Source organism: Blautia sp. HCP3S3_C12 (assembly GCF_052064155.1).
Taxonomy (GTDB): Bacteria; Bacillota; Clostridia; order Lachnospirales; family Lachnospiraceae; genus Blautia_A.
The window spans coordinates 1-11,913 of sequence record NZ_JBQHWC010000033.1 but is presented as its reverse complement, the minus strand read 5'-3'; the positions used below and the strand labels follow the sequence as shown (position 1 = coordinate 11,913).

Sequence of the window (11,913 nt, the reverse complement as noted above, 5' to 3'; positions counted from 1 at the left end):
AATACTCCTTTTCGATAAGAATTGTCATATCTGAATTCTTACCAAAAAGGAGTTATTTTTTACCAAAAACACAAACTATTTTACACTACCACTTTAACGGTGCCTCTTGCTTTTCGTCTAATCTATTTATATCTTCCTCTTTATGCAATTTCCCATATTACAGTTGCCGTATCAGTAACATTAATATCGTCTGCCTCAATATCTATATCATATGCTCCCGGTGCACTCATTTCACATTCCGTACACTCCATTAATCTCATTTCATTCAATGGCTTTGTTACAAAATCTATCTCTCCCCAAGAATAATCAATTGCCTGTATTTCACCCAATTTCACATTTGCTGCTGTTGTAAGCACCTGTGCCTTTTGAATGGAATCCTCGATTGCTTTATGTAACAGCTCATTTTTACATTTTTCTACATCTGCCACTGTATACTCAATAGAAAACTCTGGCCTTAATGAGCTATGAGCCAAAGCGTAAAGGACTTGCCCTAATCTTTTATTATCAGCTGCAAACTCTATTTTCATATGGTGATTATACTTATAACCTTTAAATCTTCGCTTCCAGCTCTTATCTCTGTCCTGATAGCTTTCATATTCTGTATCGACATTAAAATATACTGTTTTAAGGTCTTTTCTCTGAAAACCAAGTTTCTCAAACAAATCCTTGAGAAGCTCTGTATCTTCTGTTGACCTTCGGAGAGTATCTTCATATTCTTTGCAAAGTTCTTCCTTGTTGACATATAACCGGATTTTATCCGGCTTTACTGCTATTTTCCCTTTTCCTGTAACTGCCCGAAAAAAGGACATAAAAAAATCCCTCCAAATTTAAAAACAAATTCAGAGGGTAATTTAGGGTATAACAAAATAACCCACCCGAATATCGTTTTTTTTATTTGGTGAGTTTGTTCTTTCAAATACGAAACAAATGCTCATGTACGGTAAAGTATCACAAGAAAATTATGTCGAATTGACAGCCGCCTCCGCTATACCGAATAAGGAAATAAAGAGTCCTCAAATTTTGCGCTACTAAATGAAGACGAGCGGAAGTAATCTCCCGCTCGTCAGTAAACTTAACTATGCCATATCAATCCCGCTTCTTTCCCGCCACCGGCACTAAGAACAGCGCGGGCAACAGCAGGAAAGCGGTACAGACCAGCCCCCAGGGTATGGACACCTGCTGGGCTACCAGCCCCACAATAGGCCCGCCGATGATCTGCCCGAAAGAGTCCAGCTGTCCGCTGGTGGAAAAGACTGTGGCGCGCATTTTCTCATCCACATGGTCGTTCATCCAGGCGGCCAGCACAGGCTCCTTGATGGTGCGCATAAGCCCCGCCAGCAGGAACACCAACAACATGAACCAAAAGCTCCGCCCCACCGCGAAGAGAACCAGGCACAGGATATACCCGGCGCTGGTGGACATGACCACACTGGTTCGGCTGACAGTCCCTTTTTTCTCCATGCGGGCGATGAGCAACTGAGAAGCCAGAATACCTAAGCCGTTGCCGATAAGACTGATAACACCGAACCAAGTGACGCTGTTCAGCGGCCCGATAACGGGTATTACCGTGTCATCCAGAAAATGAGCGGTGGAGAGCCGGTCAAAGCCTTCACTGGCAAGTCCCCCGCATAGTGTGATTGCTAAGAGCGCCAGCAACACAGGTGCGCCTTTCACAAAGCCCAGGTTGAGCTTGAACAGGCAGACAAAGTCTTTAAGCAAGCCCTGCCGTTCCTCAATAGCAGGGGAGAAGTTGGTTTCTGGCATGATGCGAACCAACACCAGCCCCAACAACAAGCACAAACTGCCCCCCAAGATGACAGGCATTTGCAGGTTTATGTTTCCCAGCAGTGTGCCCAGCACCACGCCCAGAACGCCGCCGATTTGCCCCATTTGACTGCCCCGCAGGAACACCTTGTCTATGGGTTTGTCCTCTTCCTCCGAGGCAATCCACGCCTCCAGAGCGCCGGTGATGAAGGTATCACCGCAACCCCAGACAACCTGGGCCAGCAGAACCGGCGCGAACCACGGTAGCGCACCCTCCATCAGAAAGCCCAGGCCGTAGAGGAACATTCCAATCAGCACCGAGCGCCGACGGCTATACAAATCCGCCACCACACCGGTGGGTATCTCGAACAGAAAGCAGGAGGTCTCCAGAACCGTCCCTACCAGGACAAGCTGGAAAGCATCCAGCTGCACCACCTCCAGGTGGTACACGATGGAAAGCACTGTGGACATAGAAAACGCCAGGGAAAAGACAAATCGGAACAGCAGGTAGACAGAATATGCCTTTGAATTTTTAGCAAACATGAAGTTACATTCTCCTTTCAAATCTCATTTTATATGACTTTTGCAAGCTGTTAAGCTAACTTGTGGAACATATGCCGAACCTTATCTATACGGCTATTCGGGCGGCGGGGTTGGCAAATAAATTTACCAATAGCTGGCTGGTATCCTTTTAACTCTGTCAAGCAGACTCCCTGCCCATTTGTGAAATAAGTTAAATCGTTCCTGTATTCTTGAATACATCTAGCAGGGATTTCTCCTTTCAGAATGACCTCGTCATTCTTTATCTGAGTACTTACAATATCTGCACAATACCTTGGAGCATCATGATACGCCCGTGAGAGATATTCCTGCGGTGCATAAATTTCAAAGTGGAGATATGGCTCTAATAGTTCTGTCCCTGCTTTTTTTAAAGCCTGCTCCAATACGATAGGGGAAAGCAGCCGAAAGTCTGCGGGGGTACTTACAGGACTATAATACAATCCATATTCAAAACAGATTTTACAGTCTGTCACTTTCCATCCATACAGCCCCTGCTCGCAGCCATAAAGAACCCCCTCCATAACCGCATTTTGGAACGATTGATTTAAATATCCAAGTGAAACTCTGCTTTCATACTGCACTCCGCTTCCAATAGGGAGCGGCTCTATGGACAACCCGACAGAAGCCCAGAAAGGATTTGGCGGGACTTCTATGTGGATGGTATATTCTGCTTTTCTAAGCGGTCTTTCCATATATATAACAGTAGGCTCTTTTATTTCTGCCTCCACATGATATTTTTCCTCAAGGATGGCACAAATGACTTCCATCTGCACATTCCCCAAAAAAGAAAGTATAATCTCATGCGTTGTAGTATCCACATAATATTTTAAAAGAGGGTCTGTATCAGCAATCTCTGCGAGGGCATTTAACAGGGCTTCCCTTTGCTCCGGCTTTTGCGGCTCTACCGTTGTCCGAAGTAATGGCATGGGATTATCAATCCATGTTTTGTGAGGCAGGAGTTTTTCATTTCCCAGAATGTCGTTCAGTTTCAAAGTATCATCAGCTAAAATAACAATTTCTCCCGGACAGGCATGGTCAGCCGGGACGATTTCACCATTTGACGGAATACACATCTCTGTGATTTTTATTTTCTCTTTTTCAGATATTCTAATAACATCCCTCAAATGCAATGTTCCGCTATATATACGCACATAAACAAAACGCCGCCTTTTCTCTGAATATTCAATCTTAAAAACCTGCCCGCATAGTTCAGATTGACCTTCAGGCGTTGATGAATAAAATTTACTGGCAATTACTTCTATAAGCTGCCGAATCCCCAGATTGTTTTTAGCGCTTCCGTGATAAACGGGAAATAACGTTCCGTTTTGGAATCTCCTGTTTTCTTCCTGTTCCAGTTCTGACATTTTAAACGGTTTCCCTGACATATATTTCTCTAATAGTTCATCGTTTCCCATAATTACCGCATCCCACTGTTCCATATCGTCATTGTCCGTTACATTTATATGGGGATGCTGCCCAACCTTTTGCTTCACTATAATTTCCGAAGAAAGCTTTGCTTTCATTTCCCGATATACCATTGGCAAATCAATCCCCTCTTGGTCAATTTTATTGATGAAAAAAATTGTCGGAATCTTCATTATCTGTAGTGCATGAAACAGTATACGGGTCTGTGCCTGTATGCCATCCTTTGCAGAAACTAATAATACTGCTCCGTCTAATACGGATAAAGAACGGTATACTTCCGCCAAAAAATCCATATGGCCTGGCGTATCTATAATGTTGACTTTTACATCCTCCCACTGAAAAGATGTCACTGCTGTCTGGATAGTGATTCCCCTTTGACGCTCCAAATTCATTGTATCTGTCCTTGTTGTGCCTTCATCTACGCTCCCTAGTTCTGCAATTGCACCACTGGTATATAATAAACTTTCCGTTAATGTTGTCTTTCCTGCGTCAACGTGAGCCAGAATGCCTATGTTAATTATTTTCATGTGATTTTCCTCCTATCAACACCCAAAAAAGGGCATAAAAATACCCAGTGATAAATACTCCTATCACTGGGTAAATAACTCCAATAGCCCCAAAACACTTATATGTTTTCGGGCATATAAAATTACATGATAAAAGTATTCTTAAACTGGGTACAAAAAACTAAGCCCCATATTAAAAGTGAAACGGGACTGCTACTTTTTGTTCCCACTATCAAATTGACAGTTTATTTAAGAATACCTTGCCGCATATTTATTAACTCCTTGTATAATACTGAATCTAATTATATTCCTTAACCCTTTATTTGTCAAGCTGACAAACTAAAGCAGAAAAAGCGGCAGGATTTCCCCCTGCCACTAATCATCTGTTTATGCAAAAATAATTTCCTTTTCCACAATCTCCCTCGCACAAGCCCTTATGTTATTGAGGCATCCTGTCCATTCTAAGGCGTTTTCTGCCTTTAGCTGTTCCGTTATGCCCTGTGCCTGTTTCATACCCTCTATGAGCCTTTCAAAGCGTTCCTGTGCCTGTCTGTTGATGTCGGCAAGGTAGGCGTTTAGCCTGCCGCTTGTAAGAAGATTGGTGTATGTAACTTTACGGTACTGTTTTAGATAATCTAAATGCCGTTGCCCCCAGATGCCTATTGCCTGTTCTTCTTCGGCGGGTACAGTTAAGCACGGTATCAAATAATCCCCTTGCCTTTCGTATTTGCCGCCCAGTTCCTCAAATAATGATTTTGCCATTGTCTGTTACCTCCACATTCTTTTTTATTTTGAATGTCCGCAAAATCCGTCCTACATCTCTCTATCAGAAACATTCTCTGAACTAAGGTCAAAGCTACTGAAACGCTTACATACAGAATAGAGCATTCCATGTTCCTGTAAAATCTTGCAGGTTTCCTCAATCTTAAAGCGCAGAAGAATATCTCTGGCGTTTGGACTGAACCCGTTGATGTATTCCATCAGAGCATCCAATGTATCATTGGCTCCTAAGCTGTTTAGTCTGAAATTGGTTACATTATAAAATGCCTTCTTGGAAAAAGCACAGTAGTTATCGCTTTCTCTACCCCAGTCAGCCTCATGTTCCTTGACAGCAGTTGATACGGCCTCTCTTGTTGGCTCTAACGCACATTCCAGTCTTCTGAGCAATGAGAATGGAAGCACCAGCCTGTTGTACTCTGAACGCTTGATGATGTCTCTGACATAATCAGCAATACCCCATATTTCATCTACATAATTAAATTTCTGCGGTGTCTGTTCTGCCATGGTGTTCTCCTTATCATGTTTGTTGTTATATCTATAGTATGATGGTTTTCAACCAAATATTGAGAATTCGACATTTTCTGACAATTCACTTTTTCAACCACTTAACGATTTTAGAGAGAGTATCAACAACACCCGTTTCAACCATAACGGTCTGCATCGGTTGAGTGATGTATTATAGTTTTTCAACCTAAGATTTCGGATACCCATATTTTTATTTTCACTCCAATCATAAATCTTACAATCTATTGTCTCAGGTAATTCTTCCTCCGGTTCCGGCTCGGCTTCCCCAGCAATTCCATATATCTCAAAAAGAGTCATCTGGTGTGATTCCTCTTCTTCCTCTTCCACATATACCGCACCTTCATATGGAATTACCCCATAAATTCCATCCATCTGCCATAAATTCCAGCTAATGATATCAGCAATACGATTAAGAGATGTTTTATTTGGCTCTTCATGCCATCTGTCTCTTGTATATTCGCAGAATGTTTCAAGAAGATTGATTCTTGCAATCAGCAGATTATCTCCCTGATACTCATATCCGTACACACTTTCAAATGCACGATACACCCACTGAATCCATGTTTTATATGTTGTCACGTTCTCATTTATGACTCGCAGTTTTCTATCCAATAGTCCAATTCTTTGATGAATCGGGATAATCTCACCTGTCACAGTATCATATCGTGACACAAGATATGGAGCTTCACCGCAGGTGATTTCCAAACGTTTTGATTCCACATAATCCTTCCATGTTTTCCCGGCAGGAAATTCTATCTTTTCATCATTTGGAATCCACTTTTGCCCGTCTTCTATATTAAACACATTTTCTCGTCCAAAAAATTCCGTATCACAGTGATTATTCATTTTATTGCAAATCCATGATGGCGTAAATACTTCTGCTTTTTTTCGCGTTCTTTTGACCTGTTCCTCCAAACTTTTTGATACACGCGGTCTTATATCTATACGGTTATCTTTTAACAATAAGTCTTTTGTAATATTCGTTGTGAAATGGATATCACCTGATATCTCTGTTGCAAATATGATGTTTTTTCCCGTAGTTCTGTCTTTTAAAAGGCTCGATAATACCAAATTCACATTTGGACTCCTCAGGTCAATTAAATTCCGCATTTTTCTCTCCTTGCTCACATTCTCTTATACCCTGTATTATACATCCCCCTCATCCACATTCCAACAAAAATCGTCAAAAAAGGATGCCATCTCTGACACCCTTATCCATTCTAAATATATCTTTCTATTTTTCTTCCATCCGCTAAGACAATATCCAAACTAAACAGCCCTTTTTTTACATGGAAGTAATTCCTTATGCTTTCCAGCATCATCTCTTCTCTGCTCATATCCTTCCCTCCCTGCATTATCAATGCAATAACTTACTATGTTTTATTTTTTCTTTTGCCTGTGAGATTTCCTGCCTCTCTTCATTCACCACTGAAAGTTTCCTTCCATCATAACGAAATATCTTAAATGAGAGCAGTTCTTCCGGTCGTACCTCTGATACATTGACGTCATGCACCATACGTTTCATTTCATCCGGTGTCAGACCTGTACTTTCTTTTACGAGTAAGACCTCATGTATAGAACTTGGCATAATATAATAATTTTCCCCCAGTTCCTCATACACATGCTGTAAAACCTCCGGGCAGACAATCGCATTTGCCCCATTTACTCTCTCAGAATTTGTCAAAACATATAACGGCGTTTCTTCATGTGTAAGTTCCTTTACCATCTCAGGGTCTAATCCTTCTGAAGTCATTAGTTCACGCATGATTTCATTTAGATTTTGCATGGTATACTTTTGAGCAGCGGTATTGTGATATGCCTGCTCCATAATCTCTCCCTGTGTCATTTGGAAACATTCCATATTTTCCTTAGTTACTAAAAAGGAAGTCACGCCCTGTTTATCGGATGCAATCCTGCATCTGGCAACCGCCGCAACATCCCCCATGGTATCATGCACTACATTTTTTAACAGTTCTTCGTTCATATCAGCATTTATCACTTGGATATACAGCTCTCTTCTAAATTCTTCCGGCGTTTTCGGCATCTGTGGAAAGCCATATCTTCTCTGCTCTGCCTCCTGTGCCAGATGCGTTCCGATTTCCTCAATGCTGGTTCCTGACCTCAAAAGATTCTCATATTCATTCGGATATAAGACGACCATGAACTCATCACCCTGAAATCTACATCCTATTGCCTCCTTATCGCCGCCGATTTTCTTTACGGTCATCGGCTTTACCTCCCATTCTTCGCCTAAATTCTTCTGCATTTCTCTTTGTAATTTATCTATTTCTTCTTTTCTCATCTTTTTTCTCTCCTGTTTTATTTTGTTCTACTATATACATAAACTTTTTTTTCAAAAAGCCGCCACATTGTTTCAATATGTCATTTAAAATATCCATCCAGTTTCTATCCGCTTCCTCTGCATCCACTGAATAAACTGGCATCTGCACTGTATTTTTTCCTTCTATTCCCAGTGCCTCCTGATTATATGTCTGCACCTTCCTAGATAATTCACCCAAGACTGCATCATTGAAATAAAAACTCTTCTTCACCCTGCAATATCCGAACTCTGCAGAAACGATAATCGCCTCATCTGCTACAACCAGTTTTGACAGGTCAGAAGGCTCCAATATCGGCTTATCCCTGTAAGAAATACTCACGCTCCTGTTCTTTCCGGTTCCTGACCACGTTTTCTCCCTATCCTTATAATTCCCTACCATACTACAAATACTTTTTGCAGTTTCAGGACTCTTACAGTCAAGAACAACGACATACGCGCTATTCGCCACGATGCTCTGTATGTCATCCTTGCTATACGCTCCTGACAGTGCCTCATAAGACTGTGTAACCATAATCAAGGTGATATTTCTACTCCTTCCTGTCAGCAAAATCTGATTATGTAAACCATATATCGCACCACGCGAACAGAGCCTTGCCATCTCATCAATCACAACCATCACCGGCAAACTCCCCTCCGGTCTCTTTATCAGACTGTCAAAAACCTGTGCAATGATAAGGTTAATCACGTTATAATATGCCTCCAGTTTTTCTTCACGAACAGCCAAAAATATGGCTTTCCCACCTTCTATCATCAGAGGATGCGCCCGTTTCGTATTGGACTCAAAGGCATAACGGATATCATCATCAACAAAAACCTTGATAGATTCCTGCATCTGTTGTACTACTCCACTCAGTGTCTCATCAGCAAGATTTTTAAACGAAGAAAGAAATTTCGTTTCGGATGCATTTGGTTTTGCTTTATCCATCAGTTCCTCAACCAGTTCTCTGGTATCTCTGGACAATATTATATTGATTAATTCTGACAGGTTTTTAGTATCTCCATTTTTCCATAAGCCTATCAGTTCTCCTGTCAAAAGTGAGCGTCCAGACTGTTTCCAAAACTCATTCGTATCTTTTGCCGAAATCGGTATTAAACTATTCGCAATATTTTCCATACATTCCCTTATATCTTTATCTCGTATTTCCGTTTTACTATTCAAAGTGTATAAAGCATCCCATCCATATTTTGACCTATCCTGAAAATCTATGATAACTGTATTTTTGTCATCAACGCGGCGGCTTTTTCGCCAAAGTTCGCCTTTTATGTCCAAAATAAACATTCCCATGTTATCAGGGGATGCCAGAAGTGTCGGAATGATGACCGATGCACTCTTTCCGCTCCCGCTTCCTCCAATCAGTAGTACATGTCCATCTTTATAATGTTCTTTTTCCAATGGTTTACATAAATATTCTGTATGTTTTTTAAGCATCCCCGTCTCTGTCCTTCCAAATACCACTCCTTCCGGGTAATCAAACAAAAATCTCTCATTTACTCTCGGATACATTGCCTGCATCTTTAATGGACTGGAATATTCTGTTGGTCTGTCATGGAACGTATCTTCAATGCTGAAATCAATTTTCCCGGCAGCCTGTTCTCGCTGATTTTCTGACCAGATATATATAGATGGCAGGAACGACAGGACAAACAGGATGAGATATGAGACATCACCTTGTAAAACATTTTTGAAAAACCAAATCAGGGCTGCCATTGCAAATGGCTGCACCCAGATACCACTTGAAAAAATCCAGTTTATCCATTTCCATATCCTTGGATTCATCTGCTCACATCCCTCTTCGCCATTGTCTTTCCAGATACCTCCATAAATTTCTCTTTATCCAGAAATCCTCTGTCCTGTCGTATGCTGTTGATGTAGATGGCTGCATATCCCCGTTTTCGTGCAAATTTCTCTATTACCTCTAACAGAGATTCCTTTGCCTCCATTGACTCATAAGAAACAAGGTCATGAATAAAAATGCTCTTATTTCCATCCAGCAATGGAAAATTTATAACTGCCGAAGCCAGAGCATCCGGTCTTCCATCAGTGACCAGTTCAAGTATCATATAATCATCCTGAAATTCCTTGCCAATCTCGGCAGAACCCTTATATGTAATCAGGACACGCATATCTTCATTCTGTTCTGTTATCTTTTCTCCTGTCATGTTTTTCACCTCTTGTGATTTATTAATAAAGATATTTTCTTTATCAATACTAATATGCTTAATCCTGACACCGATAAAAAACACTTTTATCCCATCTGAGAATCTCCATATTAAAAATAAAAAAGAGGTGACTAATATGGCAATCTTTCAATGCCAAATACAAATCATAAAACGCTCGGAGGGCAGGAGCGCAGTAGCCGCAGCCGCTTATCGTGCTGCTGAAAAAATAGAAAACGAATATACAGGTATCGTAGAGGATTATTCAAGAAAAAACTGGGTGGAACACAGCGAAATCATGCTTCCTGAAAATGCACCTGCTGAGTTTCGTAACCGTTCTGTACTCTGGAATGCTGTTGAAAAAAGTGAAAAGAGCAAAAATGCCAGACTCGCCAGAGAGGTCATGATTGCCCTTCCACTGGAACTGTCCATGGAAGAAAACATCAGACTTGTACAGGAATTTGTCCAGGACACATTTATATCAGATGGCATGGTGGCAGATATCAATATACATACTCCACCGCTCCGCGATGAGACAGGAACACCGATAGATATGAAAGGAAATCCGGTCACAGATAAAAAAGACATGATTTTCCGCAATCCTCACGCACATATCCTTCTCACTGTCAGACCACTTGACCAAAACGGCAAATGGTCACCGAAAACACAAAAAGAATATATCTGCCGCAGGAATAATGAAACAGAAGCCTTTACTGCTGACGAATACCGCAGAGCCAAAAACGATGGCTGGGAAAAGGTATATCAGTACTACAGAGGAAAAGAAAAGGTATGGCTGACCCCTTCTGAGGCTTATAACGAAAATCTTATAAGGGTCTCCAAAAATCCACGCTGTACATTATATGGACGGCGTGACGAAAAGACCACGCGCTGGAACTCTAAGGAAGCGATAATCCAATACAGACAATCATGGGAGAAGCATGTAAATCAGGCATTGGAAAGAGCAGGACGACCAGAACGTGTCGATTGCCGCTCTTATCAGGAACAGGGAACTGACACGATTTCCGGCATCCATCTTGGTTCACATGCTTCTAAGGATAAGACATCCGAGCGATACCGCATGAATGAGGAAATCAAGAAACTGAATAAGACCAATAAACGCATCCGGGAGATTTTAGATAGTCTTGAATCACAAATCACCGAAAAAAGTGATTCCTTTTATGAATCATTAGCAGAACAACTTGGAAAGGTGGAATCCGATATCATATCCGCAAAATACAGCCTTGAAACACTCCAAGAGCAACAGGATTCTTTAAAAAGCCAAAGCCAGAAGCTTCATGATTCTATTAACAGGGTACAGACTGCCCGTTCAAACATACTGAAAAAGAATCAGGCATCACAGGAAACGATTTCCCGGCTCAAAGAGGAACAGAAGGCAAAATTCCCTGTATGGAGCAACCGTCCTGTTGAAATCCAAAATGCAATACAGGCAGAACAGGACAGCATCCATTTCCGCGAACAACGTTTTTCAAAGATTCTGGAAGAAGAAGGATTTTCCGATTTTGTCGATTTCCAGCAGGAATCTCAGATATTGAGGCAGATGGAATCGGAGCAGGGACAGATGGAAAAGCAGATTTCCGTTTACAGGCAGAAAATACAGGATTATTCCAGCAGATATGAGGAACTTTGCCGATATCTGCCTAAAGACCCGATTTTTTCAAAGAAATTCTGGACTAAAAAAAACGAATCCTTACACAAACATGCACAAAAGGCAGTCTCACATATCAAGCAGAATACTGGATGCATCGAGGGTGTAAAAATTCTTGTGTCTATGGAAAGTAAATCTTTCTGATAAGAAATAGATATGTAAAATTTTGCTGTCGAATTAATGATTAT

The 11,913-nt window shown here is 41.3% G+C and carries 10 protein-coding genes; 1 reads left to right on the top strand and 9 read right to left on the bottom strand.

Translation table 11 applies throughout. From position 1 onward, the window contains the following. Window positions 1-140: 140 nt before the first annotated feature. The 9 genes from ACTNDS_RS16400 to ACTNDS_RS16360 form a co-directional block, all read right to left on the bottom strand. Window positions 141-809 (bottom strand): SIMPL domain-containing protein, encoded by a 669-nt coding sequence (locus ACTNDS_RS16400; protein ID WP_055182586.1) that lies wholly within the window; start codon window positions 807-809, stop codon window positions 141-143. Between the two features lie 277 nt (window positions 810-1,086). Then, entirely contained in the window at window positions 1,087-2,307 is a 1,221-nt protein-coding gene (gene tet(40) / locus ACTNDS_RS16395; protein ID WP_441036833.1) for a tetracycline efflux MFS transporter Tet(40), read from the bottom strand. Between the two features lie 50 nt (window positions 2,308-2,357). After that, window positions 2,358-4,277: a tetracycline resistance ribosomal protection protein Tet(O) gene (gene tet(O) / locus ACTNDS_RS16390; RefSeq protein WP_441036832.1), complete on the bottom strand. Its 1,920-nt coding sequence runs from the start codon at window positions 4,275-4,277 to the stop codon at window positions 2,358-2,360. Window positions 4,278-4,643: 366 nt separating this feature from the next. After that, a complete protein-coding gene (locus ACTNDS_RS16385) occupies window positions 4,644-5,018 on the bottom strand; it encodes a TnpV protein (protein ID WP_001129922.1) in 375 nt (124 codons plus the stop codon). A 51-nt stretch (window positions 5,019-5,069) separates the two neighbouring features. After that, window positions 5,070-5,540, bottom strand: a complete 471-nt coding sequence (locus tag ACTNDS_RS16380; protein ID WP_441036831.1) for a type I restriction-modification system subunit M N-terminal domain-containing protein — start codon at window positions 5,538-5,540, stop codon at window positions 5,070-5,072. A gap of 93 nt (window positions 5,541-5,633) precedes the next feature. Then, on the bottom strand, window positions 5,634-6,407 hold the full coding sequence (locus ACTNDS_RS16375; protein WP_441036830.1) for a hypothetical protein: 774 nt from the start codon (window positions 6,405-6,407) through the stop codon (window positions 5,634-5,636). 511 nt (window positions 6,408-6,918) lie between these two features. Further along, window positions 6,919-7,863: a DUF5688 family protein gene (locus ACTNDS_RS16370; RefSeq protein WP_441036829.1), complete on the bottom strand. Its 945-nt coding sequence runs from the start codon at window positions 7,861-7,863 to the stop codon at window positions 6,919-6,921. After that, window positions 7,841-9,679, bottom strand: coding sequence for a type IV secretory system conjugative DNA transfer family protein (locus ACTNDS_RS16365; protein WP_441036828.1), 1,839 nt, complete (start codon window positions 9,677-9,679; stop codon window positions 7,841-7,843). The genes ACTNDS_RS16370 and ACTNDS_RS16365 overlap by 23 nt, the downstream gene beginning before the upstream one ends. Further along, complete coding sequence (locus ACTNDS_RS16360) at window positions 9,676-10,062, bottom strand: hypothetical protein (RefSeq protein ID WP_118759637.1); 387 nt, start codon at window positions 10,060-10,062, stop codon at window positions 9,676-9,678. The genes ACTNDS_RS16365 and ACTNDS_RS16360 overlap by 4 nt, the downstream gene beginning before the upstream one ends. Window positions 10,063-10,198: 136 nt before the next feature. Between ACTNDS_RS16360 and mobQ the strand changes: the two genes are divergently transcribed. Continuing rightward, window positions 10,199-11,869 (top strand): MobQ family relaxase, encoded by a 1,671-nt coding sequence (gene mobQ, locus ACTNDS_RS16355; RefSeq protein ID WP_441036827.1) that lies wholly within the window; start codon window positions 10,199-10,201, stop codon window positions 11,867-11,869. Window positions 11,870-11,913 lie beyond the last annotated feature (44 nt).

Excerpts from the sequence above, each read along its gene's own strand:
- ACTNDS_RS16400 (WP_055182586.1), bottom strand. The coding sequence starts at position 809 with ATGTCCTTTTTTCGGGCAGTTACAGGAAAAGGGAAAATAGCAGTAAAG.
- ACTNDS_RS16385 (WP_001129922.1), bottom strand. The coding sequence starts at position 5,018 with ATGGCAAAATCATTATTTGAGGAACTGGGCGGCAAATACGAAAGGCAA.
- ACTNDS_RS16380 (WP_441036831.1), bottom strand. The coding sequence starts at position 5,540 with ATGGCAGAACAGACACCGCAGAAATTTAATTATGTAGATGAAATATGG.
- ACTNDS_RS16375 (WP_441036830.1), bottom strand. The coding sequence starts at position 6,407 with ATGAATAATCACTGTGATACGGAATTTTTTGGACGAGAAAATGTGTTT.
- ACTNDS_RS16370 (WP_441036829.1), bottom strand. The coding sequence starts at position 7,863 with ATGAGAAAAGAAGAAATAGATAAATTACAAAGAGAAATGCAGAAGAAT.
- ACTNDS_RS16365 (WP_441036828.1), bottom strand. The coding sequence starts at position 9,679 with ATGAATCCAAGGATATGGAAATGGATAAACTGGATTTTTTCAAGTGGT.
- ACTNDS_RS16360 (WP_118759637.1), bottom strand. The coding sequence starts at position 10,062 with ATGACAGGAGAAAAGATAACAGAACAGAATGAAGATATGCGTGTCCTG.
- mobQ (WP_441036827.1), top strand. The coding sequence starts at position 10,199 with ATGGCAATCTTTCAATGCCAAATACAAATCATAAAACGCTCGGAGGGC.